General features: G+C 35.5%; 25 protein-coding genes. 8 read left to right on the top strand and 17 right to left on the bottom strand.

What is annotated here, in order from left to right; genetic code table 11:
* Nucleotide 1 precedes the first annotated feature (1 nt).
* The 3 genes from I5168_RS04200 to recA all read right to left on the bottom strand — a co-directional run bounded on the left by I5168_RS04200 (nucleotide 2) and on the right by recA (nucleotide 2,119).
* On the bottom strand, nucleotides 2–547 hold the full coding sequence (locus I5168_RS04200; protein WP_042276870.1) for an RNA polymerase sigma factor: 546 nt from the start codon (nucleotides 545–547) through the stop codon (nucleotides 2–4).
* Nucleotides 548–556: 9 nt separating this feature from the next.
* Nucleotides 557–982 (bottom strand): hypothetical protein, encoded by a 426-nt coding sequence (locus I5168_RS04195; RefSeq protein ID WP_042276867.1) that lies wholly within the window; start codon nucleotides 980–982, stop codon nucleotides 557–559.
* A gap of 123 nt (nucleotides 983–1,105) precedes the next feature.
* The gene (gene recA, locus I5168_RS04190; RefSeq protein WP_042276864.1) at nucleotides 1,106–2,119 is read right to left on the bottom strand and encodes a recombinase RecA; all 1,014 of its coding nucleotides are present in this window, start codon (nucleotides 2,117–2,119) and stop codon (nucleotides 1,106–1,108) included.
* 258 nt (nucleotides 2,120–2,377) lie between these two features.
* Between recA and I5168_RS04185 the strand changes: the two genes are divergently transcribed.
* Nucleotides 2,378–3,415: a rhodanese-related sulfurtransferase gene (locus I5168_RS04185; RefSeq protein WP_431472510.1), complete on the top strand. Its 1,038-nt coding sequence runs from the start codon at nucleotides 2,378–2,380 to the stop codon at nucleotides 3,413–3,415.
* Nucleotides 3,416–3,473: 58 nt separating this feature from the next.
* Here I5168_RS04185 and I5168_RS04180 read toward each other — a convergent pair whose 3' ends face one another.
* Together I5168_RS04180 and I5168_RS04175 are read right to left on the bottom strand one after the other, a co-directional pair.
* Entirely contained in the window at nucleotides 3,474–3,647 is a 174-nt protein-coding gene (locus I5168_RS04180) for a hypothetical protein (protein ID WP_431472509.1), read from the bottom strand.
* Between the two features lie 9 nt (nucleotides 3,648–3,656).
* On the bottom strand, nucleotides 3,657–8,348 hold the full coding sequence (locus I5168_RS04175; RefSeq protein ID WP_431472508.1) for a fibronectin type III domain-containing protein: 4,692 nt from the start codon (nucleotides 8,346–8,348) through the stop codon (nucleotides 3,657–3,659).
* Nucleotides 8,349–8,675: 327 nt separating this feature from the next.
* Here I5168_RS04175 and I5168_RS04170 point away from each other — a divergent pair, with 327 nt between their 5' ends.
* Genes I5168_RS04170 through I5168_RS04160 form a run of 3 tightly spaced genes read left to right on the top strand, consistent with a single transcriptional unit; the run spans nucleotide 8,676 to nucleotide 13,109 of the window.
* Nucleotides 8,676–11,450, top strand: coding sequence for a WD40/YVTN/BNR-like repeat-containing protein (locus I5168_RS04170; RefSeq protein ID WP_431472507.1), 2,775 nt, complete (start codon nucleotides 8,676–8,678; stop codon nucleotides 11,448–11,450).
* Between the two features lie 46 nt (nucleotides 11,451–11,496).
* The gene (gene rbfA, locus I5168_RS04165) at nucleotides 11,497–11,892 is read left to right on the top strand and encodes a 30S ribosome-binding factor RbfA (protein ID WP_042276856.1); all 396 of its coding nucleotides are present in this window, start codon (nucleotides 11,497–11,499) and stop codon (nucleotides 11,890–11,892) included.
* Nucleotides 11,892–13,109: an ABC transporter permease gene (locus I5168_RS04160; protein WP_431472506.1), complete on the top strand. Its 1,218-nt coding sequence runs from the start codon at nucleotides 11,892–11,894 to the stop codon at nucleotides 13,107–13,109. Before rbfA ends, I5168_RS04160 begins: the two co-directional genes overlap by 1 nt.
* Here the strand turns inward: I5168_RS04160 and dusB are convergent.
* A complete protein-coding gene (dusB, locus tag I5168_RS04155) occupies nucleotides 13,094–14,086 on the bottom strand; it encodes a tRNA dihydrouridine synthase DusB (RefSeq protein WP_042276852.1) in 993 nt (330 codons plus the stop codon). The genes I5168_RS04160 and dusB overlap by 16 nt on opposite strands.
* Nucleotides 14,087–14,233: 147 nt before the next feature.
* On the opposite strand from dusB, the gene I5168_RS04150 reads away from it, so the two are divergent.
* Both I5168_RS04150 and I5168_RS04145 read left to right on the top strand, forming a co-directional pair.
* Nucleotides 14,234–15,034, top strand: coding sequence for a DUF6503 family protein (locus tag I5168_RS04150; protein WP_431472505.1), 801 nt, complete (start codon nucleotides 14,234–14,236; stop codon nucleotides 15,032–15,034).
* 239 nt (nucleotides 15,035–15,273) lie between these two features.
* The gene (locus I5168_RS04145; RefSeq protein WP_431472504.1) at nucleotides 15,274–16,563 is read left to right on the top strand and encodes an aminopeptidase P family protein; all 1,290 of its coding nucleotides are present in this window, start codon (nucleotides 15,274–15,276) and stop codon (nucleotides 16,561–16,563) included.
* 21 nt (nucleotides 16,564–16,584) lie between these two features.
* Here the strand turns inward: I5168_RS04145 and arfB are convergent, their stop codons facing one another.
* Genes arfB through I5168_RS04110 form a run of 7 tightly spaced genes read right to left on the bottom strand, consistent with a single transcriptional unit; the run spans nucleotide 16,585 to nucleotide 21,300 of the window.
* Nucleotides 16,585–16,983 carry an alternative ribosome rescue aminoacyl-tRNA hydrolase ArfB gene (gene arfB, locus I5168_RS04140; RefSeq protein WP_060523530.1) on the bottom strand — a complete coding sequence of 133 codons (399 nt, stop codon included), beginning with the start codon at nucleotides 16,981–16,983 and terminating at the stop codon, nucleotides 16,585–16,587.
* Nucleotides 16,983–18,524 (bottom strand): DUF4301 family protein, encoded by a 1,542-nt coding sequence (locus tag I5168_RS04135; protein WP_431472503.1) that lies wholly within the window; start codon nucleotides 18,522–18,524, stop codon nucleotides 16,983–16,985. The genes arfB and I5168_RS04135 overlap by 1 nt, the downstream gene beginning before the upstream one ends.
* A gap of 2 nt (nucleotides 18,525–18,526) precedes the next feature.
* Nucleotides 18,527–19,084, bottom strand: coding sequence for an AAA family ATPase (locus I5168_RS04130; RefSeq protein WP_431472502.1), 558 nt, complete (start codon nucleotides 19,082–19,084; stop codon nucleotides 18,527–18,529).
* Nucleotides 19,039–19,674 (bottom strand): nicotinamide riboside transporter PnuC, encoded by a 636-nt coding sequence (pnuC, locus tag I5168_RS04125; protein WP_167342740.1) that lies wholly within the window; start codon nucleotides 19,672–19,674, stop codon nucleotides 19,039–19,041. The genes I5168_RS04130 and pnuC overlap by 46 nt, the downstream gene beginning before the upstream one ends.
* Nucleotides 19,674–19,934: a hypothetical protein gene (locus I5168_RS04120; protein ID WP_060525043.1), complete on the bottom strand. Its 261-nt coding sequence runs from the start codon at nucleotides 19,932–19,934 to the stop codon at nucleotides 19,674–19,676. The genes pnuC and I5168_RS04120 overlap by 1 nt, the downstream gene beginning before the upstream one ends.
* A gap of 19 nt (nucleotides 19,935–19,953) precedes the next feature.
* On the bottom strand, nucleotides 19,954–20,670 hold the full coding sequence (locus I5168_RS04115; protein ID WP_431472501.1) for a geranylgeranylglyceryl/heptaprenylglyceryl phosphate synthase: 717 nt from the start codon (nucleotides 20,668–20,670) through the stop codon (nucleotides 19,954–19,956).
* 3 nt (nucleotides 20,671–20,673) lie between these two features.
* Entirely contained in the window at nucleotides 20,674–21,300 is a 627-nt protein-coding gene (locus tag I5168_RS04110) for a 4'-phosphopantetheinyl transferase family protein (RefSeq protein ID WP_431472500.1), read from the bottom strand.
* Between the two features lie 114 nt (nucleotides 21,301–21,414).
* Here I5168_RS04110 and ahcY point away from each other — a divergent pair, with 114 nt between their 5' ends.
* Nucleotides 21,415–22,731 (top strand): adenosylhomocysteinase, encoded by a 1,317-nt coding sequence (gene ahcY / locus I5168_RS04105; RefSeq protein ID WP_060523524.1) that lies wholly within the window; start codon nucleotides 21,415–21,417, stop codon nucleotides 22,729–22,731.
* 131 nt (nucleotides 22,732–22,862) lie between these two features.
* Nucleotides 22,863–23,084: a hypothetical protein gene (locus I5168_RS04100; RefSeq protein WP_042276832.1), complete on the top strand. Its 222-nt coding sequence runs from the start codon at nucleotides 22,863–22,865 to the stop codon at nucleotides 23,082–23,084.
* A 62-nt stretch (nucleotides 23,085–23,146) separates the two neighbouring features.
* On the opposite strand, the gene I5168_RS04095 is transcribed toward I5168_RS04100, so the two are convergent.
* Genes I5168_RS04095 through I5168_RS04080 form a run of 4 tightly spaced genes read right to left on the bottom strand, consistent with a single transcriptional unit; the run spans nucleotide 23,147 to nucleotide 25,622 of the window.
* Nucleotides 23,147–23,659: a DinB family protein gene (locus I5168_RS04095; RefSeq protein WP_167342744.1), complete on the bottom strand. Its 513-nt coding sequence runs from the start codon at nucleotides 23,657–23,659 to the stop codon at nucleotides 23,147–23,149.
* Nucleotides 23,660–23,661: 2 nt separating this feature from the next.
* Nucleotides 23,662–24,456, bottom strand: a complete 795-nt coding sequence (uppP, locus tag I5168_RS04090; RefSeq protein ID WP_431472499.1) for an undecaprenyl-diphosphatase UppP — start codon at nucleotides 24,454–24,456, stop codon at nucleotides 23,662–23,664.
* Nucleotides 24,456–24,728 carry a DUF3098 domain-containing protein gene (locus I5168_RS04085; RefSeq protein ID WP_338350981.1) on the bottom strand — a complete coding sequence of 91 codons (273 nt, stop codon included), beginning with the start codon at nucleotides 24,726–24,728 and terminating at the stop codon, nucleotides 24,456–24,458. Before I5168_RS04085 ends, uppP begins: the two co-directional genes overlap by 1 nt.
* A 15-nt stretch (nucleotides 24,729–24,743) precedes the next feature.
* Entirely contained in the window at nucleotides 24,744–25,622 is an 879-nt protein-coding gene (locus tag I5168_RS04080) for a cell division protein FtsX (protein WP_431472498.1), read from the bottom strand.
* Nucleotides 25,623–25,650: the final 28 nt, after the last annotated feature.

Raw genomic sequence — 25,650 nt, 5'->3', positions numbered from 1 at the left:
TCTAGCTGGCGTTATGATTATTATTCTCACGCCATTTTTCTATCATATCCTTAAGATGAAATCTAGCCCTAGCTAGGTTAGATTTTGATGTTCCTACCGTTATCTCCATCATTTGGGCTATATCCTTGTGGCTGTAACCATCTAGAGAATATAATGTAAACACCATACGATAACGATCTGGTAGTTTTTGGATCATTCCTAGAAGTTCATCCATTGTCAAGCTTTCATCATCTTCAACTTCTAATTCTACATCTTTAATTTGTTCTTCGTCTTCTAGTTTATAAATTTTTGTTCCTCTGTATCTTTTAAGAGCTTCATTAATTGCTATTCTCTTACACCAGCCTTCAAAAGATCCCTTATGACTAAACTGACCTATTTTTTTAAATATTGTTATAAAAGAGTCTTGCAAGATATCTTGCGCATCTTCCTGATTTGGGGCGTATTTGAGTGTACTAGCGTATAACTTACTAGCTAGACGTTCATACACTTCTCTTTGCGCCTTGCGATCTCCTTGTGCACATGATATGATAAGCTCTTTTTGAACCACATTATAAATTTATTCCCTTACAGGAACGGTCATTTCAATATAAGTAGGCAACCCATCGGCATCCAATCCGTTAAAAAATTTAAACACATAGCTACCGTTACTGGCAGCTATAAAGTTTAGATTAACCTCTTCCTCAATAACGTTGTTAGGGTTATTTTCTGCAAAACAATCATTTGCGTTATAAACCAATACAGGTGTTACCGTTCTTTCATTTAAAGTAGGTATCACCTCAAATCCTGAAAAAACAAAGCATTCTGCAGGTTTTTCTATTTTTAAAGTAACTATATGCGTCGTTCCAAAATCAAGGGTATCTGGCATATTAACTTCAACCACTTTTGCCGCAGAATAAGCTATCTGTGGACCGTCATCTTCAATAGAACACGATACTATTGATAACACAACAAAAAGGGATAACAGTAAAGATTTCAACTTCATATTCAAATTACATTTCTATACTATAGATGCATATCTATATAAAAGGTTGCGTGAAAAAATAAAAAAATAAAAAACCAGCTGTAATCTACAGCTGGTCACAAAGTTACTATTATTTAAATGTTGTTATGAAAGACTATCTTTAATAGCATTCATGATTTTCTCTTCAAGCTCGTCGACTAGATCTGGGTTGTCTTTTAAAATAGTTTTAACCGCATCACGACCTTGACCTAATTTTGTATCTTCATAGGAGAACCAAGAACCTGCTTTTTTCACGATTTCATATTGAACACCTAGATCAATAATTTCTCCTAATTTCGAAACACCTTCACCGTACATGATATCAAACTCGGCAGTTTGGAAAGGTGGTGCCACCTTATTCTTAACAACTTTTACCCTAGTTTTATTACCTAATACAGAACCTGAACTGTCCTTGATTTGAGTAGATCTTCTTATATCTAATCGCACTGATGCATAAAACTTCAATGCGTTACCACCGGTTGTTGTTTCAGGATTTCCAAACATCACACCGATTTTTTCACGTAATTGATTAATGAAAATTACTGTACAGTTAGTTTTTGAGATAGTACCTGTCAATTTTCTTAAAGCTTGTGACATTAAACGAGCATGTAATCCCATTTTACTGTCTCCCATCTCACCTTCTATTTCGCTTTTTGGAGTAAGCGCCGCAACCGAGTCAACTACAATGATATCGATAGCACCTGATCTTATCAGGTTGTCGGCAATTTCCAAAGCCTGCTCTCCGTGGTCAGGTTGAGAAATAATTAGATTATCAAGATCTACACCTAGTTTTTCTGCATAAAATCTATCAAAAGCATGCTCTGCATCAATGAATGCTGCAATTCCACCTGCTTTTTGCGCCTCGGCAATAGCATGTAGGGTAAGTGTTGTTTTACCAGAAGATTCTGGCCCATAAATCTCAATTACCCTACCACGAGGATAACCACCTACACCCAAGGCAGAATTAAGAGCTAGTGAACCAGTAGGTATAGCATCTACTTCTTCAACCACTACATCTCCCATTTTCATCACCGCACCTTTACCATATGCTTTATCTAGCTTATCAAGAGTAAGCTTCAGCGCCTTTAATTTTGCTGCTTTTTCTTTATCGTCTGCCATTTGAAATATTTTACGTAAAAATAAAGGGAGATTCAAGCATTTGCAACTGGAATTCAATAAGATTATTAACTACTATAATTGAGTGCTTAAATGAAATAAATTATGTTATTACGCTTTCGCGAAAGCGTAATGGAAACAGAGAAAGTGAACGATTAAAAAACTATTTTTTATCTAAGAACTTCATTACAAAAATGAGTTTTGTTTCACTCAAAGAATAACAATACCTTTGCAAGCTCAACACTATTAACTGTTTATAGCATGCAACTGTACAACAAATTAAGTGCTGAAGAAAGAAGAACTATGATACGTGAGGCTGGTAAAGAGCGCCTTACGATTTCTTTCTATCAGTATGCCCGGTTAGGAAATCCAGAATTATTTAGAAATCATCTTTTTGTCGCATTTGACAATTTAGAAGTATTAGGCCGTATTTATGTAGCCCATGAAGGTATAAATGCGCAGCTCTCTATTCCTGCTGATCGTTTTATAGAATTCAAGAACTTTCTAGACGATATCTACTTCCTAAAAGATATCAGACTAAATATCGCTCGTGAACAAGATAACGAAAGCTTTTTAAAGCTAAAGGTCAAAGTGCGTAACAAAATTGTTGCCGATGGCTTAAACGACGAGACTTTTGATGTGACCAATAAAGGTCAACATGTCAATGCCGAGCAGTTTAATGCCCTTATTGAAGATCCAAATACGATTCTTGTGGATATGAGAAATCATTATGAAACTGAAATCGGCCATTTTAAAAATGCTTGGACTCCAGATGTAGATACTTTTAGAGAAAGCTTGCCAATTATAGAAAACGAGATCAAGCAACATAAAGAAGATAAAAAACTGGTAATGTATTGTACTGGTGGAATAAGATGTGAAAAAGCCAGTGCTTATTACAAGCACAAAGGATTTAAGGATGTATACCAATTAGAAGGTGGTATTATCGAGTACCACAGACAGGTAACAGAAAAGGGATTAGAAAATAAATTTAGAGGAAAAAACTTCGTTTTTGACCAAAGGTTGTCTGAAAAGATTGGTAATGAGGTTATTGCTAACTGCCACCAATGTGGCGAACCATGTGACACTCATACAAACTGTGCTAATGATGCTTGTCACTTGTTATTTATTCAATGTGATTCCTGTAAAGAAAAGTATGAAAACTGTTGTAGCCAGGAGTGTAATGACATTATCCAACTTCCTTTGGAAGAGCAAAAAAAACTACGTGCTGGACACTATAATAGCAACAATATTTTTAAGAAAGGTAAAAGCGAAAAGCTTAAGTTTAAAAAACATGTTTAATTAGTAAAAAAAGGGCTTTCAAAATTGAAAGCCCTTTTTTAATGATTTAATTATACATTTATTTTTTCTTCATAATTTTTCTTATTCCTATTCCTAATGCTGCAGCAATAGCCAGTGCTATTCCAGGAATAAAAGCGACGTCTTCAACCGTGTCATCAAAACCTGGTTGAGCCATTACAATTGAGTTGCTTACTATTAGTAGTATAAGCGTGATATATAACTTTGCTTTCATGTTTTGATTTTATTTTATGACGATTTTTCTTGTTGTTGAATCTGTTCCGTTACTCACTGTTACGAAGTAAACTCCTGCTGTTAAATTGCTCAAATCACTTATTGTAATTCCATTAGTCGTTACATGAGTATTAATAGATCTGATTTTTTGTCCTAAACTATTAAATAGTAAGGCTGATAATTCATTACTACCTGAATTACTTACCTCGATATGCAATTGATTTCCATTTACAGGATTAGGATACAACCTTAGATCTTGAGCAAATGTTGATTCTTCAGTAGATAAAGTAACCGTTTGAAAAACTAGTTCAAATCTGTTAGGATTGATAGTATTTACATCATTGAAGTCTACACTAAAGAATACATTTGTTGTAGCGTTATTAGATACAGGTGTTAATTGTCCCGTAAACGTATCTTTAACAAAGACATCCACATTTGAAAGCTCGTTAATTGAAACTTGCATAGCATAATCATTAACCTGATAATTAGATATGTTTAAAGCTACAGTTTCAGAAGCTGTAGGAAGTGAGCGTCGTTCAACTGCAAGTTTATTGATGCCTTTTTGTACGGCGATATTTGCGTTTAATCCATCTAATTTAACGGCATCATTATAGTCTACATTATCACTGTGCTGGCTATCAAAATGAATGTACATCCCATCACTTTCCGAAAGATTATTATTTAATCTTGAAGTTTGAAATAATTTGATTCCTACAAAACCGTTTAATGGATTTGATCTAAAAACATTCTGATTTGACGTACCGGTCACCTTGTCCGACTCACTTACTGTTAAACTAGTAGCTCCAGTCGCTGCTGCAAAAAACACAGCTTGACCTGGGTCTAAAATGTTACTAGCTGTACCTGCAGTACCAGTACCAGTACTTATATTAATCGCAGTGTAATTACCTTTAACTCCTAATGTAGGATCCCAATAATACATATCAACTCCGGTATTAGCCGGTGAAACTGAAGCCATATCAATTTTGGCCTGGTAAGGGTTTGCCATGGCAAAGAATTCTCCATCTGCTATAGTAGGTGTCATGTTCATATCTCCAGTATACAGCGTTCCTGTAGCTCTCAATGTTGTGGCTGTTTGAGCTGCGTTATTATTACTTAAATCAGTCGTTCTATCACCTCTTACATATAATCTATAGTAGGTTCCAGTATTCAATATTTCTGAATTAGTATTTGTAACGGCATCCCATGACTGAGTACCATCATTCCACTTAAACATACTTGGATTACCTGTTGGTGTTTCATCATGACCAGAGGTAGCGTTTACACTACCTATTGTACCTGTCGTTCCGGTCACATGAACCCCAAAACCGGTACTATTGTTACCAGATTCTTGCCAGCTATCAAAAACTGTTTCCCCAGAAACGGATGAACCAACAAAACGGAAGGCTCTATTTGAAGCAGGTATATAACGCTCTACATTTACGTTACCACTTATTGAAGCTCCTGCCCCTAGTGGAGCCAAAACTGCTGTGCCCGAGGCATCACTTTTAAAGGTTAAACCTCCATTTGTTGTAAAATTACCATTTGCGACAGTAAGTGTTCCTAATAGATCTTGAGTACCACTTAAATTAACGTTGTTTGTATTATCAATTGTGAGATTATCGATGATACCTGTACCAGAAATATCTTGTGCACTAGAACCATTTAAGACTATTGCATTTGTACCTAGTAAACTACCATCATTAACTAGGCTACCATTTATTATTAAATCGCCTGCACTCGCATCTAACGATGCTCCAGACTCAACAGTCACATTACCAGCTGTTATTCCTGATGATAAAGCAGCAGTAGATCCAGACTGAATTATTAAGTTATCATTACCTGTAATATTTCCTTCTGGGTTATTACCGCCCATCCATGATGAGCCATTCCATGTATAATCTGTACTAGCTACCTGTACTCCAAAATCATCAACGAATAAATCAAAGTCTGACGAACTAGCGCTACTTGCCTTCGCTATTATACCGAACCTAACTAAACCTGAATAGGAAGATAAATCAATGGTAATAGAATCACCGTTGTTTGAAGGTTCAGTTCCTTGTGACCAATTTTGCAACACATTAGAAGATGACCAGGTCACACCGTTATCTGTTGAGATCAAAAGACTAACTGAGTCAGTGGCTTCGAAGCTTGCTGAACCTGTACCATTCCATACAGTCGCACCGATATCAAAAATTAATTCATAATTATTACCGGTGCCTAAATCGTACGAAGGGCTTATTAACCATTGTCCAGTTGTATTTGTATACATATTATATTTGGCCGAATTTGATGAAGTCCCATTCAAGTAATCATCATCTGTCCATGCAGAAGATCCAAATGACAATGAAGTGTCTATCTCACCAGTAGCTTCTTCCCAACAATTCGGTAAGTAAACTGAGAAATCTTCTATGGTATTTGGTGTTAATGGCGCACATGTGGTTGCAAAGCTTACTACACTAGACCAATCACTAGTTTCTGTAGGAGAGCAAACTGCACGTATATAAATATCGTAATCAGTTTCAGGAGTTAAGCCAGAAAGAGTATAAGGATTTGAATTTGCACTTACTACAGCACCTGTTCCTTGAGTAAATCCGCTAGCTCCGTATTCTAATTCCCATTCAGTTTCACCATTTATTGCACTCCATGTGATTTGTGCAGAACTTGAAAAAGGAGCTACAGATAAATCCGCTGGCATGATACAATTAGGTGCCATCGTAAATGAAATATCATCTAGATAATAACTATCGTAAGAACCTGTTTGTCCATGTTTTATTGCCATATAAGAATCTGTTCCTGCTGGAATTACCACGGTTACATTTTCAAATGATGATGATGTTAGCGTTACTACCTCAACAGAAGTAAAGGTAGCAGGGTCATTAGCATCTGTAATTGTTCCTATTTCTAATTCTTGACCCGTTGATCCTTTTACACCAAATGATACTTGAATTCCATCAGTTGTTAGTTCAGCGATTTGTGGAGAAATCAACATATAGGTCCCTGTAGTATTAAAACCATTATAAAGACGGAATGATTTATTACCTGATTGGACATTGACTGTAGAATTGTCATAAACATAAGCAGCACCAGAGCCTGAATCTATCATATTCCAGCAGTCTGGCGCATTTGATGAAGATGTGCTTCCCGTTGCTGTTGACTCAAACCCTTCGGTAAAAGGTATATTGAAAATCAAACATGATGTTGTAAAACTATAAACTCCTGACCACGAACTCGTATCCGTTAATGAACATTTAGCCCTTACATAAACGTCGTAATTCGTGTTTGCTGTTAAACCTGATAGAGTATAAGGATTGGTGTTAGCTACTACAACAGTACCAGTGCCTTGCGTAAAGCCACTAGCTCCATATTCTAATTCCCATTCAGTTTCACCGCTTCCACCGCTTGTCCATGATAAATCTATACTATTGGAATCTATATTACTTCCATCTAAAGAATAAGGTTCTGAACATGCAGGTGTTTCTCTTACTCTAAGCTGGCTAAAATGGAAGTAAACATCCTCTGTGTCATCAACACTACCGTCGGTTCCATAAAATGCAAATTGAACTGGTCCTGATAGAGATGAAATGTCATAAGAAAGGTATTCTCCCGTATCAGATGGTTCATTCCCTTGAGTCCAAGACTGTAACGTAACCCACGTATTACCACCATCAACCGAATACACAAAAGCTACTAAATCATCTGATCCTAAACTTGCTCCAGAACCACTGTTACCATTTTCGGTCAATGCTACTGTAATATTAACTTCAGTTGCATTGGATGTCGTTACATCAATTAATGGAGATAATACCCAATCTGACCTATTGTCTGTATATAAATTAATAGCATTACTAGGAGTACCACCGTAGTTAGATGAATACCATAATCCTGATCCTAAATTACTTGGGCCAGTTGCTAATGTTCCATCGCCTGCTTCGTTCCAACAATTGTCTGAGAGATTTGCAGGTATTGCTGCGTCAAATTCTAAACTAAAAGCGCTACAAAGAGTTGTGAAACTTTCACTTGAAGACCATTCACTTGAATCAGTTGGTGAACACACTGCCCTTACATAAACATCATAATCAGTATTTGCCGTAAGTCCTGATAAAGTGTATGGGTTGCTATTAGTTGACACTATGGTACCTGTTCCTTGAGTAAATCCACTAGCTCCGTATTCTAATTCCCATTCAGTTTCACCGCTGCCTCCAGAAGTCCAATCTAAGTCTACAGAGGTTGGTGTTATAGCGCTTGCACTTAATAAGCTAGGGCTTAAACAAGAAGGTGGCACAGGAACAATGATTTGAAATGAAGCTTCCAATTCTAATTCTGGTGACCCTGGTTCCCAATTAGAACTTAAATCATTCGTTGATGTATCGCTGGGCGAATTTCCACCGTTATCACCTATTACCGATCCGTATGCAGTCACAGAAATAGTCGTTCCATCCCAACCGTCAGAGTATTGATCATAACAATTTACATAATAAGTTCCTGGAGCAATAGAAATGTCTTGATTTATTAATCCTGCGCCATTACTATACGATCCATCACCTTGACCCCAAACTTGAGTTCCACCACCATCCACAGCTGTGGTTATACTAACCCATTTCTCGTTAGGAAAACTTCCTCCAGAGGTTGTTATATTAATAGTCGATTGCGACAACGCGTAAAAAGAAATAAAAGAAAATAATACAAGTAGTTGTGCTTTCATATTCAATAGTTTTTGAAAGAGAACTTTAAAGAAACAACTATTACCATTAATTGTTAATTTTATATTAATAAAATAGATGAAAACACCTTTTAGTAAGATTAAAAACACAATACTTCAAACCATTTATATACTTTCTTGTTTATATTTAACTAATACATTAATTAATTTCCACAAAACCGCCGTTTTTATTAGAGAAAACTATTTCACTACTTACGTAGTCAAAAGCTATAAGAATTGTTAATAATTACCTAAAACCAGAAAGCAATGGTAAACGAGATGAAAAAAAGTGAATTTCGTTTTATCTTGAACCACATTAAATAAAACACTATGCGCTGCACATTAACAGTCCTCATTTTTTTCCTTTCTTCCACTTTGCTTTTTGCGCAAAATCTTACCAACCTAGAATTTAAAAACATTGGTCCTACTGTTATGTCTGGACGTGTAGTGGATATTGATGTGAATCCACAAGACCCAACCGAGTTTCTTGTAGCCTATGCAAGCGGTGGTTTATGGCATACTACAAATAATGGTACTAGTTTCTCTCCTATAATGGACAATGCCATTACCATAAACTTAGGCGATATCGCTGTCGACTGGAAAAATAAAACCATATGGGCCGGCACCGGAGAAAACAACGCTAGTAGAAGCAGCTATGCTGGTGTAGGAATTATTAAATCATCCGATTGGGGAAAAACATGGAGTACACCCATGCTCAAAAATAGTCAACACATAGGTCGCATTATAATTAACCCTGATAATCCAAGCAATGTTGTGGTTGCTGTTACAGGTCCATTATATTCATTAAGTGAAGAAAGAGGAATGTACAGTTCCATGGATGGCGGTAAAACCTGGAATAAAACGCTATACATTGATGATAAGACTGGTTTTATTGATCTAGCTCATGATCCAAATAACTTTAATACCCAATACGCTACTAGTTGGGAAAAGGATCGTAAAGCATGGAATTTTGATGGCGCTGGTAATGGAAGCGCAATTTACAAAAGTGAGGACGCTGGCCTTACCTGGACTAAAATATCGACAATAAACAGTGGATTCCCTACTGGAATAGGTGTAGGACGTATAGGCCTTTCTGTATTTGATGATAACACATTATACGCTATTCACGATTCACAATTTAGAAGAGATAAGAAAGATGGAGATAACGCTTCAGCGAAAGCGAACTCAAAAAAAATCAATAAAGAGGACTTTAAGTCAATGTCAACCGATGATTTCTTAAAACTTGATAATAAAGTACTCAATGCTTTTTTGAAGGAGAATGGATTTCAAGAGAAGTATAGAGCAGAAAGCGTTAAAAACCTGATACAAAAAGGTGAAGCAACGCCGGCTGACGTTGCACTATATCTAGAAGATGCAAATAGCCAACTTTTTGACACACCTGTTAAAGGTGCCGAGCTGTATCGTAGCGATGATGCAGGAAAAACATGGTACAAAACACATGAAGGACAAATTGATGATGTTTTCTATAGCTACGGTTATTACTTTGCCCAAGTAAGAGTAAATCCTAGAGACATCAATGAAGTTTATATAATGGGTGTTCCCATAATTACCTCAAACGATGGTGGGAAAACCTTTAAAAACATATCACGTGAAAATGTTCATGCAGATCACCATGCTCTATGGGTAAACCCTAACAAGCAAGGCCACCTTATAAATGGTAATGATGGTGGTGTAAACATTTCTTACGACAACGGTGAAACCTGGATCAAAAACAATACACCTAGTGTAGGTCAATTTTATGCTATTAATTATGACCTAGAAGAGCCTTATCATGTTTACGGTGGTTTACAGGATAACGGTGTATGGGTAGGATCACACACTGCTCGTGAAAATAGAGCTTGGCATCAATCAGGTCAGTATCCTTGGGAAAGTATAATGGGCGGTGATGGTATGCAAATTCAAATTGACAATAGAAATAGTAATATCGTATACACAGGTTTCCAATTTGGGAATTACTTTAGACTTAATAGAGAAAACGGTGATCGCACTTACATCCAGCCTAAACATAAGTTAGGAGAAAGTCCTTATAGATTTAATTGGCAAACTCCTATTCTTTTATCCTCTCATAATCAAGATATTTTATATTTAGGAGGCAACAAATTAATGCGCAGTCTAGATCAAGGAGACACGTGGACAGCTATTTCGCCAGATCTTACTAAAGGTGGTAAGCCAGGTAATGTAGCATACGGCACAATAACAACTATAAGTGAATCAAAGTTTGAATTTGGACTTATTTACGCAGGTACAGATGATGGACTTGTACAACTTACGAAAAATGGAGGTAGCAATTGGGAGCAATTAGACGGTCCATGGCCTAATGACCTATGGGTAAGTCGTGTAACAGCAAGTTCACATAAAAAATCAAGAGTATACGTTACTCTTAATGGATATCGTTGGGACGATTTTCAATCTTATGTATATAAAAGTGAGGATTATGGTAAAACATGGGAACGATTAGCCACTTCGATACCTGGGTCGCCAGTTAATGTTATAACAGAGCATCCTATGAAGGAAAACTACTTGTTCATAGGAACTGATAATGCAACTTATGCAAGTTTAGACCAAGGTAATACTTGGACATTGTTATCAGGTGGTATGCCACCAGTTGCAGTTCATGATATAAAAATACAACCACAAACAAATGATTTACTTATAGGAACTCATGGTAGATCTATTTACTTAGCAAACTTAAATGCTCTAGACCTTGTAGGTACAGAGTTTAAAATGGCATCTATTGAGGATCTAAGATTCTCTAGAAGGTACGGCAGTCGTGGATTCTTGTGGAGCAATGGCCCAACTCCAAAAATCCAAATTTCATACTTCAACCCTACTGCTGGAAAAGTTAATCTAGAAATAAAAAACGAAGCTGGTAAAACTATCTATGAGACCGCTTTTACTAGTGATCAAGGATTGAATTTTTATACCTACGACGGTAGTATAAGTAAAGCTGGGCTTAAGGCATTTAAAAAAGAAGATCGCCCTGATCCTGCTCAAAATGGTGTGACCTACTTACCTAAAGGCACTTACACAGTTCACCTGTCAGGTAATAGTGGTAGTAGTAAAGAAACTCTTGTCGTTAAGTAATCTATAACTATACCGCTGCTATAAAGGAATTTACTAATTTTGCATTATGCAAGAAACGAACAGACAGAAGAAGATAGCTGGTATTCTACAAGAGGACCTTACACAGGTCATACAGAATATCATGAGAAAGAATGCGGTTAAGAACCTCATCGTTTCAGTAACAAAAGTACAAGTAACTCCCGATTTAGGATATGCTAAAGTGTTTTTATCTGTGTTCCCAGCAGACAAGGCAGAAACTGTGGTAAAAGAAATAAAAGAATTAGGAAGTAGCATAAGGCATGAAGTTGCATCAAAGGTTAGACATCAAATGCGACGTATGCCCGAACTACAATTTTTTAATGATGATTCCCTAGAGTACATGGAGCAATTAGAGAGAGAACTCAAAGGCGAGAACAATCCTATTGAACAACCTGACACTCTTCCTAGACGTAAAAAACTATAGTGTCTCTATCCTCCTTTATTGCAAGACGGTATTTGATATCAAAAAATGGTAAAAACGCCATTAATATTATCAATATTCTTAGTTTTATAATTACTGTAGTTGGATCTGCATCACTATTTATTGTATTGTCAGGGTTTTCAGGTTTAAAGGATTTTAGCACCCAGTTTTCAAGTTATTTTGATCCGGACTTGTCTATTTTCCCCAGTCATGGTAAGGTTGTTGAAATTCCGCTTTCGCGAAAGCGAGCTCTAGAAAATCATCCCTCGATCCAATTAGTTTGTCCCGTAATAGAGGAAAAGGCTTTTTTAAATTATCAAGATAAAAACGATATCGCCTATATCAAAGGTGTTCCCGATGAATACATTGATATGGTGAAAATAGATTCTATTCTATATTACGGCTCTTGGTTAGGAAAAAGTAACGCTCAAATTGTGGCCGGACAAGCTATAGCATCAGACCTATCCTTAAGTGTCAATGACTACAGTGAATTTTTACAAATCATGGTGCCTAAACCTGGTAAAGGAGCCATTACCGCTTTAAATATTCAGAGTTCATTCAACACACTAGATGCTATTGCTACAGGTACCTTTAGCATCAATGAAAATCTAGATAATAAATACGTGTTTATGCGATATGAAGCGGCACAGAAGTTATTAAACATGCCCGATTCTATGGCTAGTGCCGTTGAAATTAAACTAAGTTCTTACGAAAGTGAAAATGAAGCTCGTGAATTGATTAAGTATATGTACGGAGACAGCGTAGTAGTAAAGAATAAGTTCCAGTTGAATGATGCTTTGTACAAGATGTTGAATTCTGAAAATCTTGCGGTCTACCTTATTTTTACTTTAGTACTAATTATCGCCTTGTTCAATGTGATAGGTGCTATTATCATGATGATATTGGACAAAAAGCAAAACCTAAAAACTTTACTCGATTTAGGTGCGACCGTGCACGAATTACGAAGGATATTCTTTATTCAAGGTAGCTTGATGACAATTACTGGTGGTGTCTTAGGATTATTAATTGGTGTTGCTGTTGTTTATTCGCAGCTGGAATACAAATTAATTTACATAGCTCCACAGTTACCTTATCCAGTAGCTATGCGATGGGAAAATATTGTAGTAGCATTTGGAACTATAGCCGTTTTAGGGATAATTGCCAGCTACGTAGGGTCCAGACGTATTAATGATCGCCTACTTTCTCAAGCAAAACTGTAATCACCAAATTTATCTAACACCTCGTCTAGCGCATCATATACTCCTTGAGCATCGTCGCTGGTTACCATCTTCATGCGATATTCTTTGAAGTTAGGAATACCTTTAAAGTAATTGGTATAGTGCCTTCTAGTTTCAAAAACTCCCAAGTGCTCACCTTTCCAGGCAATGGACATTTCTAGGTGACGTCTAGCAACTTTAACACGTTCTTCCATGGTAGGTTTTGCCATGTGAGTTCCATGTTCAAAATAGTGCTTTACTTCTCTAAAAAACCAAGGATAGCCTATACTTGCTCGACCAATCATCGCTCCGTCAAGACCATATTGATCACGCATTTCCATAGCGCGTTCTGGAGTATTTACATCACCGTTTCCAAAGACCGGAATATGCATTCTAGGATTATTTTTAACTTGAGCGATAGGTTCCCAGTCTGCATTACCCTTATACATTTGCGCTCTGGTACGTCCATGAATGGAGATTGCCTTAATACCTACATCTTGTAAACGCTCAGCAACTTCAACAATTTTAATGGAATCATGATCCCAACCTAATCTTGTTTTTACCGTTATAGGAAGCTTGGTGTGTTTTACCATAGCCTCGGTTAGTGATACCATTAAATCGATATCTTTTAATATACCAGCACCAGCTCCTTTAGAAACTACTTTTTTAACAGGACAGCCGAAGTTGATATCGATAATATCCGGTTTAGTTTGTTCAACTATTTCAACACTCTTGAGCATTGAATCTAGATTAGCTCCAAAGATTTGAATTCCCACAGGACGTTCAGCCTCGTAAATATCAAGTTTCATTGTACTTTTTGCGGCATCTCGTATCAATCCTTCACTAGAAATAAATTCTGTGTAAACGACATCGGCGCCATTTTCTTTGCACAAGGCTCTAAAAGGCGGATCACTCACGTCTTCCATAGGGGCAAGAAGAAGAGGAAAATCTGGTAATTGTATATCTCCAATTTTAGGCATACTGCAAAGGTACTATGTATTTTAAAACTACCATTAATTAGGTTTAAGTATCAGTAATACTTGTATTTTTTTATCTGTTATAAATTTGTGATATGTTTTATAGTTATTCTAACATATAGCTTCAACAGATGAGATTAATTTTCGCTCATGAAACAAATTTTATCAATCGTGGCCATTCTTCTTGTAGCTATAAGCTGTAAAAACGAAGCGCCCAAAGTGGAAACTCAGGAAAAAGTTTCTACAGTAGAAAATCAAATGCCCAAAGTAGACTATTCTGCCTATCCAGAAGAACTCATTAAGGTTTTTAAAGCACATGGTGGATTAGAAACTTGGAAAAGCATGCGTAGCATGACGTATCAATTAAATGAGCAGTCTACTGTAACAGACCTACAAAGTCGAAACATACTACTGGAAACAGACAACTATATGATAGGCGGTAATGATGGTAAAGTATGGATCGCACAAGATAGTACTTATTTTGATCCAGGTAGGGCTAGATTCTATCATAACCTTATGTTTTATTTCTATGCCATGCCATTTGTATTATCTGACGATGGTATTAATTATTCGCCAGCAGATTCTCTAACTTATAAGAATGAAACGTTCCCAGGTATCAAAATAAGTTATAATGAAGGAATAGGTGATGCACCTGACGACAATTATATTCTCTATTACGATCCTTCTAGCTATGAAATGAAGTGGTTAGCTTATACTGTGACCTATGGTAAAAATGAAGAGTCCAACAATTATAGCTTTATTAAATATGAAGACTGGAATGAAGTAAACGGGTTACTACTACCTGTAAAATTACAATGGTACACCGTAAAAGATGGGAAACCAGATACTCCTAGAGGTGATGCCCGTGTTTTTGAAAAAATTGACGTAGACAATGCTCCAATGGATAATGGTATGTTCAAAAAACCAGAAAATGGCATTTATGTTGACTAAAAAAAATGACGTACCTTTCATAGAGTAAACTAACTCAATACATTATGGAAGGAATTAGATATTTTATTTTAGGAATATGTATTCTTATTATCGTTCTTTTAGTAGTTACATACATGAAGAATAAAAAGAAAAGAAGACTTAGAAAATAAAGAAAGCTGGCTAGTAGCCAGCTTTCTTTTTCTTTAGACTAATGATATCTTTGCTTGACTTGCTTATGCAGTAAAAAATCAAACTGGACTATGAAATACAACCCAATTAATCCACAATTATTCATTAAAAACCGCAAAAACTTTATGGGGATGATGAAACCATCAAGCCTAGCTGTTTTTAATTCAAACGATATTTTCAAAACAGGTGCAGACAGCACCATGCCTTTCAAACAACATAGAGACATCTTTTACCTTTCTGGGGCTGATCAAGAAGACACTATTTTGGTACTTTTTCCTGATTGTCCAGACCCTAATTTAAGGGAAGTACTTTTTGTGACCGAGACCAATGAGCACATAGCTATTTGGGAAGGAGAAAAATTAACTAAAGAAAAAGCTACTGAAATAACCGGTATTACAAGTGTTTTTTGGCTTAAAGACTTTGATAAAAAGTTTTTTGAAATGATGACTATGTGTGATACGGTTTATTTTAATACAAACGAACACTATCGTCAAGCAGTGGAAATGGAAACACGTGAAGATAGATTTATCAAAAAATGTAAATCTCAATTCCCTGCTCACAATTATGCTAAAAGTAATCCTATTTTACAGAGATTGAGAGCTATAAAAGATCCTATTGAAATTGATCTATTAAAACACGCTTGCGACATTACAAATGCTGGTTTCCGTCGTGTATTAGATTTTGTAAAACCAGGAGTTTGGGAATATGAAATAGAGGCAGAATACCTTCATGAGTTTATAAAATCACGCAGTGACGGATTTGCCTACACACCTATTATCGCTAGTGGCAATAATGCAAATGTTCTTCATTATATTGAAAATAATAATCAATGTAAGGATGGTGAGTTAATACTTATGGATGTAGGAGCTAGTTATGCAAATTACTCTAGTGACATGTCTAGAACCATTCCTGTAAATGGAACGTTTACTAAACGTCAAAAACAAGTATATAATGCTGTTTTAAAGGTTAAAAATGAAGCGACAAAAATGCTCTTACCTGGAACAATGTGGAAAGAATATCACGTTGAGGTGGGAAAATTGATGACCAGTGAATTAATTGATCTAGGATTATTAGATAAGGCCGATGTACAGAACGAAAACCCTGAATGGCCTGCCTACAAAAAGTATTTCATGCATGGTACATCGCACCACATAGGGTTAGATACTCATGATTACGGTATACTATGGGAACCTATGCAAGCAGGAAATGTATTTACCGTAGAACCTGGAATATATTTACCAGAAGAAGGATTTGGAATAAGATTAGAAGACGACGTCGTTATCCAAGAAAACGGAGAACCGATTAATTTAATGGAAAACATACCTATTGAAGTTGAAGAAATTGAAGAACTAATGAATTAATATAATTAAAAAACCGAAAGTCTAATATTTAAACTTTCGGTTTTGTTTTTTTTCACTGTTCAATTTCTTTGCTCTCAGTCTTTTTAACTTAGCAATTTTAGGAATAGCTGTCTTCTTACGCTTCTTTTTTCTTTGACTTGCGCCAGCGAGCAAATTGATTAATTTTTTAAGGACAAGCTCTTTATTTTTAGCTTGACTTCTAGATTCTTGACAGCTTATTTTGATGCTGCCTTGTTGAGTAAGCTGACTTTTTAGGTTTTCTAAGATAGTTTGTTTTTCCGCTTCCGCGAAAGCGTAACTATTAATAACATCAAACTCTAATTGAACCTTTGTTGCCACCTTATTAGCGTGTTGACCACCAGGGCCACTACTTGCAACAGCTTTAAATGTTACCTCGTTTTTAATTTGTTCAACATTCATTACCTAAGGTGCGCTGGTTTGAGTAAATCATTAACAGTTTTAACTGGATTAAAAGTAGAAACAGGAACCTCTACAAAAATGGTATTCCAATAAGCCATTGAGCCATTCCATAATCCAGGAAGCTCTTGTGCTTTAAGCTTAAAACCAAACCTAGATTTTAGGGTAATAAAACCCATTTCTGGGTCACAATATTTTTGTAGATCAAATTTATCTCCTTTATAATCACGTACACAGCAAACTATATCAACTGGATTAAAATGAGTACATTCTTTAGCAATGTTTTTTTGTTTCTCATTTTCTTTATTCACCTGTGCACTTTCCACAATTTGTAAATTAATTCCGTAACTAGATTTTACCCAAAACGGACCACCACCTGGTTCTCCTTCATTTTTAACCATACCGCACACTCTTAATGGTCTGTTTAAACAATCTATCAGGGTTTCTATCTGATTTTGGAAGGAATACTTTGAAAAATCCTTAGGTAAAGCCGTTCCTATTGAGCTTTCTAGAAAATCTACAATATGTGAAATATCAGTAATAGTTCCATTTAATAATTGATTTAAATAGGAATCTATTTGTTTCTTGTATGTGACTGCTATACCTGCAAGGTATTTTTTAAAATATGCAGATTCTTGATGCATTGCTGTTGTAGTGACATTATCAATGTTTTTAATAAAAATAAGATCGGCATCAATTGCATTCAGATTTTTTAATAATGCTCCATGCCCAGCTGGTCTAAAGAACAAACCACCTTTATCATCAAGTAAGGGCTGGTTATTTAAATTTACCGCAACTGTATCGGTAGCTGTATCTTGAAACGAAAAATCTACTACAAGCTTCTTTTGAACTCTTCTTTCAATGTGGTCCTTAATAGCTTCTAATTCATCTAAAAAGTCCTTGTGGTGATTAGGTGATACCGTAAAATGGAGTTTAACCTGATCATTAACACTTGCGTAACCAGCTGTCTCGCTTAAGTGTTCTTCAAAAGCTGTACGTACATAGCTACCATAATCATGAAATGGGATTAATCCTTTGGGTTTACTTGCATAATTTGCACCATTCTCAGACAAAAGAAATTTTATGAATTCCAATTGTTGTTGATACTTTTTCAACCCTTCATAAATTGGGTTTTGAGCCTTTAGTTGCTGTTCAATATCTCGGTAAAAAGGGAATTTTTCAATGGCAACAAGAAAGGTGAATAATTGGTCGCTCTTAGTTGTATTAATATAAGCATTTAAGCTAATTTCATCAGGATTGTAAGAGTGTAAAAATTCATGGAGAAATTTAAACATTCTAGTTGCAGCACCACTGGCAGGAATAAAATTTACCTTTTCAAGGTTCTCGCCTAGCTGTTCATATTTATATATATACTCTGCTTGCTCCTGATCATTATGTTTATTAATCCCATCATTTAAAGTGGCAGGCCTATCTAAATCTAAATTAGGAAATCCTTTTTTAAATCGATCAATTTGTTCATTAACCTGATCTATGGAAATGCCTTTTTCCTTTAGCTGTTGTATTTGGTAGTCAGTATAATTCATTATTAAATAGATAAAGAATCTATGGCAGCGATAGCATTTTTTAATCTTTCAGATCCCTTTCCCGAAACAAGCTTATAGGGCTTATTAAATGTTTGTAAAGCGGCTTCAAATTTATGAAACATTTCTTCTCGCTCTTCTGGTTTGTCCCTTAAATCATCCTTAACCCAACTAATATCCACATCCATCAATAAATATAAATCATAATGAGATTCATGAATAGCCTTTTCAATCGACAATGGAACTTGATTAAAATAAGCTAAACTATAAACATAGGTTTCTAAGATGTCTGTATCACAAAAAACATAATCAGATCCCTTTAATGTTGCCTGATTCTCAAGATTTCTTTGACCTACTGCAATAGGTTTAAGATCCTGTAATGTGCAAACGTGTTTTGACTCATCCCACTTTCTTTGCAAATATTCTCTTGCAAATTCTGGGATGGAAATTGAATTGTAATGAAGCGCTAGTTCTTGTGCGATAGTACTTTTTCCTGTACTCTCTGGACCATAAAGTACTATACGCTTGCCTTGATAATTGAGTTGTTTAGGTATTTCTTCCATGCATAAAATCCAGCCACAGCCATTATCAATAAAAATAGGTATAAAAATGCACTAAAAGTGTAACCCTTATAAAAATATAAAGGTATTGAGATAAAATTACCTATGCCTAGAACTAACCAATGCTCTAACTTCCTTTTTGCCATCAACCACATTCCTGCAAAAAACAATCCTGTCGTTACCATGTCAATGTAGGATACTACATTTTCCATACGATTTGTAGATACATATAGAATATAGATACACAATGCCGCGAATATTGAGATTGTAATAGCTCTAATCCATTGCTGTTTTGATGTCAAAGAGATTTGAAGTTCTTTGTTATTCTTCCCTCCTTTAATCCAAAGATACCAACCGTATATACTCATAATTAAATAGTACAAGTTTATAACCGCATCTCCCAATAAATTCCAGTTTACTAACAAGTAGGTAAATATGGCAGTGCTTACAATCCCAAAAGGAAACACTAAAAAGCTGTTACGATAAGAATAAAGCACACTTACAACGCTAGCCACAACAGCTATCAACTCAAGTACTATGTGAGTGCTTGAATACTCAGAATACTGGGAAAATAAGAAATCAATAACTTCCATTAAAAGAAAGGTTGGTAGTCACTACGATCAGATTTTACCAGTTTCATGTAAACAAGAACCGCTTCTTGATTATCAAAACTAGTCTCTATAGCATCAGTCAAAAATTCCATTAATGGTCTATAATCCCCATAAATTTGAGTAGAAAGTGGGTTTTCTAGAACCTTAAAGGATGAATTACGCAAGGTTTTGATAAACTCGATTATGAGTGGCTCATATCCATCTTGTAAAGGGGACATGGTTAATTCTATAGAAACTTTCATAGTTGATTTTATTGCAAACTTAGTCCATCCATTCCACATTTTCCTCAATCGCAGTTCCTACTACGCACAAACTAGCACCGGCAGTAAACGCTCGTTCAATTTGACTTACATCACGCAATCCTCCACCTACTATTATAGGCAGTGAACAACTACTCTTTACTTTTTCAATAATACCAGCTGCAACAGGTATGACAGCACCGCTACCAGCTTCTAGATAAACTAGTTTGTGCCCCAAAAGTTCTCCAGCAACCGTTGTCGCTGTGATTAATTCTATATCTGTTTGCTTGTAGGGTTGTGAGTTGGTAACACGTTGTACAGCTGTAGACTTTCCTCCATCAATCAGTAAATAAGATGTAGGGATGGTAACTATCTTATGTTGTTTTATGAAAAGTGCACTTTTAATTTGTTCTTCAATGAGGTACTGCGCATTGCGACTGCTCATGAATTGTAAATACAGCAAGGCGTCACAATGAATAGAGACTTGCTCGTAAGATCCAGGAAAAATAATTACAGGTAGCGTAACTAGACCTTTAAATTTCTTTAACCATTCATCTAGATCAACTTCCATAGTGCTACCTCCTATAAAGAAAAACACCTCATTTAGGTTCAATTTCTTTTTTAAAGAAAGTGCTTTTTTAGATATCGCTTTCGCGAAAGCGAAATCAACAGCAGTCTTTTCTGGATCAATTAAAATGGCTAACGATCTACCTGACTTAATGCGAGATACCCAATCCATAAATTAAACAGGAATAACGTAAACCATCATAAAGTTCTCAAAACCCAAATAAAACAAGTCGTAATAACTTGATTCACCATTAAAATGAATGCTACAGCGTGACTTAGGATGAGAAAAATCGATAGGTTCTACCTGACAATGAGCTTTAAATCCCAATCCCTTTGACCCATACAATTTGTACATCGACTCCTTTGCACCCCAAATGATGGTCAGTAATTTGACTTGTTGTGAACTATTATAAACACAGGTGTTTTCGTATTTGATAAACTTTTTAGCAATGCGTTTAATTTTCTCTCTTTTTTTCTCAATATCGATCCCTACAGGAGCATCGCTCACTATTATTGCCGTAAACTCATAACTGTGCGTTATTGAGATGAATTTTCCATCATTAAGATGCGGTTTACCTTTATCATCATAGAACAAATCAAGGTCTGTATAACCAGCTACATGTAATAAATGACGTATACTCAAGAAACCTCTTCTATGTAACTCTGAGCTCATGGTCAACAACCGTTGTTTACTGTTTTCACTTAGGGTAATTCCCGAGCGTAACTGGGCTTCAGTTTCTGTGATTTTCCAAATATGAACAACCGTGTTGTGTCTGTTGTTAAGGGTTTTGTAAAGAGGCATTAATATGGCAGTTTTTTAGTAGCTTTGCTGCCGCAATTTAATAAATAATAAAGGCTTGTAAATTACTGATTATAAACAGTGTTTTTATCAAACAAGCTTAAATATTTTACAATTATGAGTGATACAAAAGTACCTTATGTTCCTTACAAAGTAAAGGACATGTCACTAGCCGAATACGGTCGTCTAGAAATTGAACTAGCTGAGGCAGAAATGCCTGGTTTAATGGCGTTAAGGGAAGAATATAAAGATGAGCAACCTTTGAAAGGAGCTCGCATCGCAGGATGTCTACACATGACAATTCAAACTGCAGTTCTTATAGAAACTTTAGTTGCCTTAGGAGCTGATGTAACTTGGTCTTCTTGTAACATTTTCTCTACACAGGATCATGCTGCTGCTGCAATCGCTGCTGCTGGAATTCCTGTATACGCATGGAAAGGTATGACTGAAGAAGAGTTTAACTGGTGTATAGAACAAACTTTATTCTTTGGTGAAGATCGTGAACCGCTTAACATGATATTAGATGATGGTGGTGATTTAACTAACATGGTTTTTGATGAGTATCCAGAGTTAGCCAAAGGAATCAAAGGTCTTTCAGAAGAAACTACAACTGGAGTACATCGTTTATACGAACGTATGAAAAACGGAACTCTTGTAATGCCTGCTATTAACGTAAATGACTCTGTTACCAAATCAAAATTTGATAACAAATACGGATGTAGAGAAAGTGCTGTTGACGCCGTACGTAGAGCTACTGACACGATGCTAGCTGGAAAGCGTGTTGTGGTTTGTGGATATGGTGATGTAGGTAAGGGTACTGCTGCTTCATTCCGCGGTGCTGGTTCAATAGTTACAGTGACCGAAATAGATCCTATTTGTGCTTTACAAGCGGCGATGGATGGTTTTGAGGTGAAAAAGTTAGAGTCGGTTGTTGGTAATGCTGATGTTGTAATAACTACTACTGGAAACAAAGACATCGTAAGAGGTGAGCATTTTAAAGCAATGCGTGATAAAGTGATCGTTTGTAATATTGGACACTTTGACAACGAGATTGATGTTGCCTTTTTGAATGACAATTACGGAGATACTAAGGTAGAAATCAAACCACAGGTAGACAAGTATACTATCGATGGTAAGGATATTATTTTACTTGCAGAAGGTCGTTTAGTAAACCTAGGTTGTGCTACTGGTCACCCTAGTTTTGTAATGAGTAATTCCTTCACTAACCAAACTTTAGCTCAAATCGAGTTATGGAACAACAGTGAAAATTATAAAAATGAGGTTTACATGTTACCGAAACATCTCGATGAAAAGGTAGCTGAATTACACTTGCAAAGAATAGGTGCAGAATTAACTGAACTACGTCAAGACCAAGCAAAATATATAGGTGTAGAAGTTAAGGGTCCATTCAAACCTGAATATTACAGATATTAAATTATCTTAATTAAGAAAATTTTAGCTGAAAAATTAAAATTAAATACGTTACATTGCGATATTATGTATAAATTAATGTGTTTAAGTTTTGATTTTCAATTCACTAAATGCACTAAAAAGATTGAAGCAGTATGACAATAATTGAAGAAGCTCGTGAATGGTTAGACAGCTCGATGAGCAACATGTCAACAAGTGACCGCGTACACGCATCGAGAGAAGCTAAAAGGCTTGTACTAGGAGTTAATGATTTATTTAAGGAATCTAAGGATCCTGAATTAATGGAATTAATGAAAGAACTTACAGCTAAAAAGCAGAAGATCGAGAAGCGACTTAATCCTAAAATACAAGTGTAATCTAAGAATATTAAAGCCCAGTTTAAAAAACTGGGCTTTTTATTTATTCGTTTTTAAATTATTTACCATCCCACATATCTTGGTGGTTTTATTCCCTTCATATTAATATAAACAATCAATTGTCCTCTATGATGAGTAACGTGATCTTGAAGCAGATTCAAGATTTGTAATTTAGATTTTTTACCCGCAAAGAAATCTACCTCGACCGATAATTCAGACTCTGAAGTCGATTCAATTCTTTGGTAAACCTCATCAAAAGTTGCTTCTAACAACTCTAGGACCTGCTGCTTACTTAAGTTAGGATCATAGGTTTCCCTTTCAAATTTTTCATTTGAAAAGTAACTTGTACTCAACCATTTCATATTACCAATTACATGAAGTAATTGTCCTTTAAAAGTCATCTCTCGTTCGGTAGGTCTATAATTGTATAACTCCTCTGGCATTGATTGAGCTATTTCTACTAAATATTCTTTTGAATTATTCCATTTTTCAAGAAAAGCACCTTTTACTGTAGATTGTTGTGCCATAATTAGGTTAGTAGTTACTATTAGTAGTACTGTAAGGAAAAGTCTCATAATTATATAAAGTGAGCGATTATAGCAATAAGCCCTACTGCAAAGCAGTAATATGAGAAGTAATGAAGTTTTGCTTTTTTAACTAACTTAATCATCCATTTACATGCTATCCATCCTGTTACAAACGCAGCTATAAAACCAGCAATTAAAGATAAATTTTGATCTGCTTGAAATTCTATTTTACCACCTAAGAGATCTTTGGCAATTTTCCCAAATATTAAAGGAACAACCATTAGAAATGAAAATCTTGCAGCTTTAGTCCTGTCGTTTCCTAATAGGACACTAGTACTAATAGTAGCACCGCTACGGGAAATACCAGGTAACATTGCAACTGCCTGAGAAACTCCAATTATCACAGCATCTTTCCAAGAAACATTTTTATTTGTATCCCTTGCTTTACCGGCCAGGAACAGCAGTAAACCTGTAATAATAAGCATAAAGCCTACTAATAATACATTACCTGAAAAAAGGGACTCTAGTTGCTCTTCAAAAAATAAACCTACTATCACCGCAGGAATCATTGACAATACAATTTTAAGAGCAAATTGAAACTCTTCATTCCATTTAAATTGAAATATGCCTTTAAATAATTCAAAAATGTCTTTTCTAAAAACAATAATAGTGCTCAATGCTGTTGCAAAATGTACAAGAACTGTAAATAGTAAATTTTCATCTGGATCTTGTACTTGCGTGTCTAAAATTGCTTTTCCCAACTCTATATGGCCACTGGAAGACACTGGGAGAAACTCAGTAAGACCTTGTATTACTCCTAGAATAATCGCATCAACTAATTCCATTACTTATCTGGGTTTAATAAAATAGCATAAACCTCAATACCAAAGCCTAGAATAACAATTGCCGGAGCTAACCTGATTCTTCTCCATGAGAATATTTCTTCATTAAAAACATTAGGATCATTAGAAGCGCCTCCAGACATTAAGATGAAACCTGTAGCAATTACTACTAGACCTATAATCATCCATAAGTAGTTTTTCTTTTTAAACAGGAACTCTACTTTAGGCTTCAAGTTTTGCTCGTCGCTTTTTATATCTTTCTGATCGTTATTCATATGTGAAATAGTTGATTAATAATAGAGTTGATCTGTTCTTAAATTTAAATATCTGGTCGTGGCAAAAAAGGTGCTTATCAAACTGATCAATAGTCCAAAACCAATAACACCAGCAATCAATAATCCAAGCATCTCATAATTTTCAAGAATACTTAATTCAGGCACTAATCGGTCTGCATAATAAACTACAACCGACAAGGCAGAAAGAGCTAAAACAGCACCGATTAAACCCAGCTTTAAGCTAGTCCAAATAAATGGCCTTCTAATAAAACCTTTTGTTGCGCCAACCATTTGCATAGTTTTGATGGTAAAACGTTTAGCGTATACAGATAATCTAATCGATGAATTAATCAATAAGAACGCGATTAAAACAAAAACACCACTCAAGATAAGCATGTAAAATGAAATCTTTTTTACATTCTGATTAAGTAAAGACACCAGTGGTTTGTCATATCTAATCTCTTGAATATAAGGTTTTGAAGACAATTCTTCTACAATAGTATCTATATCAGTCTGTGTAACATATTGAGCATTTAATCGTATATCAATACTATTCGGTATCGGATTAAAACCACCTAATTGTTCCACAAAATTTTCCCCTAAACTCTCTTGAGTTTTCTTTGCACCTTCTTCACTACTTACAAAAACAGCACTTTTTGTATAATCAGCCATTTGTAACGTAGTTTCTAGTTGTTTCATTTCCAAATCCTTTGCAGTATCTTTAAAATAAATACTCATTGGAATTTGTTCCCTAAAATAGTTAGCTAGTTGCTGACTGTTTAAAAGTAAAAAGCCTTGTAATCCTAATAAAAACAGTACCAAAAACAAACTTACCACCACCCAAAAATAGGAACTAAATAATCTGCGTTTTTGATAACTTGACGGGTGTGACATATTGATTAAAAATCTTATTAAAACAAAA

This window comes from Nonlabens sp. SCSIO 43208 (assembly GCF_050703575.1).
In the GTDB taxonomy this organism is placed as follows: domain Bacteria; phylum Bacteroidota; class Bacteroidia; order Flavobacteriales; family Flavobacteriaceae; genus Nonlabens; species Nonlabens tegetincola.
This window is presented reverse-complemented; position numbering and strand designations above follow the sequence as displayed.

What these genes read in the sequence shown, in the direction of transcription:
- arfB (WP_060523530.1), bottom strand. Translation starts at nt 16,983, where the DNA reads ATGAATGTTGAACAAATTAAAAACGAGGTAACATTTAAAGCTGTTGCA.
- I5168_RS04135 (WP_431472503.1), bottom strand. Translation starts at nt 18,524, where the DNA reads ATGAATTATACTGACTACCAAATACAACAGCTAAAGGAAAAAGGCATT.
- I5168_RS04170 (WP_431472507.1), top strand. Translation starts at nt 8,676, where the DNA reads ATGCGCTGCACATTAACAGTCCTCATTTTTTTCCTTTCTTCCACTTTG.
- I5168_RS04180 (WP_431472509.1), bottom strand. Translation starts at nt 3,647, where the DNA reads ATGAAAGCAAAGTTATATATCACGCTTATACTACTAATAGTAAGCAAC.
- I5168_RS04130 (WP_431472502.1), bottom strand. Translation starts at nt 19,084, where the DNA reads ATGGAAGAAATACCTAAACAACTCAATTATCAAGGCAAGCGTATAGTA.
- pnuC (WP_167342740.1), bottom strand. Translation starts at nt 19,674, where the DNA reads ATGGAAGTTATTGATTTCTTATTTTCCCAGTATTCTGAGTATTCAAGC.
- I5168_RS04085 (WP_338350981.1), bottom strand. Translation starts at nt 24,728, where the DNA reads ATGAATAACGATCAGAAAGATATAAAAAGCGACGAGCAAAACTTGAAG.
- I5168_RS04095 (WP_167342744.1), bottom strand. Translation starts at nt 23,659, where the DNA reads ATGAGACTTTTCCTTACAGTACTACTAATAGTAACTACTAACCTAATT.
- I5168_RS04100 (WP_042276832.1), top strand. Translation starts at nt 22,863, where the DNA reads ATGACAATAATTGAAGAAGCTCGTGAATGGTTAGACAGCTCGATGAGC.
- I5168_RS04185 (WP_431472510.1), top strand. Translation starts at nt 2,378, where the DNA reads ATGCAACTGTACAACAAATTAAGTGCTGAAGAAAGAAGAACTATGATA.
- I5168_RS04115 (WP_431472501.1), bottom strand. Translation starts at nt 20,670, where the DNA reads ATGGATTGGGTATCTCGCATTAAGTCAGGTAGATCGTTAGCCATTTTA.
- I5168_RS04080 (WP_431472498.1), bottom strand. Translation starts at nt 25,622, where the DNA reads ATGTCACACCCGTCAAGTTATCAAAAACGCAGATTATTTAGTTCCTAT.
- rbfA (WP_042276856.1), top strand. Translation starts at nt 11,497, where the DNA reads ATGCAAGAAACGAACAGACAGAAGAAGATAGCTGGTATTCTACAAGAG.
- I5168_RS04175 (WP_431472508.1), bottom strand. Translation starts at nt 8,348, where the DNA reads ATGAAAGCACAACTACTTGTATTATTTTCTTTTATTTCTTTTTACGCG.
- I5168_RS04195 (WP_042276867.1), bottom strand. Translation starts at nt 982, where the DNA reads ATGAAGTTGAAATCTTTACTGTTATCCCTTTTTGTTGTGTTATCAATA.
- I5168_RS04145 (WP_431472504.1), top strand. Translation starts at nt 15,274, where the DNA reads ATGAAATACAACCCAATTAATCCACAATTATTCATTAAAAACCGCAAA.
- I5168_RS04150 (WP_431472505.1), top strand. Translation starts at nt 14,234, where the DNA reads ATGAAACAAATTTTATCAATCGTGGCCATTCTTCTTGTAGCTATAAGC.
- ahcY (WP_060523524.1), top strand. Translation starts at nt 21,415, where the DNA reads ATGAGTGATACAAAAGTACCTTATGTTCCTTACAAAGTAAAGGACATG.
- recA (WP_042276864.1), bottom strand. Translation starts at nt 2,119, where the DNA reads ATGGCAGACGATAAAGAAAAAGCAGCAAAATTAAAGGCGCTGAAGCTT.
- uppP (WP_431472499.1), bottom strand. Translation starts at nt 24,456, where the DNA reads ATGGAATTAGTTGATGCGATTATTCTAGGAGTAATACAAGGTCTTACT.
- I5168_RS04120 (WP_060525043.1), bottom strand. Translation starts at nt 19,934, where the DNA reads ATGAAAGTTTCTATAGAATTAACCATGTCCCCTTTACAAGATGGATAT.
- I5168_RS04110 (WP_431472500.1), bottom strand. Translation starts at nt 21,300, where the DNA reads ATGCCTCTTTACAAAACCCTTAACAACAGACACAACACGGTTGTTCAT.
- dusB (WP_042276852.1), bottom strand. Translation starts at nt 14,086, where the DNA reads ATGCCTAAAATTGGAGATATACAATTACCAGATTTTCCTCTTCTTCTT.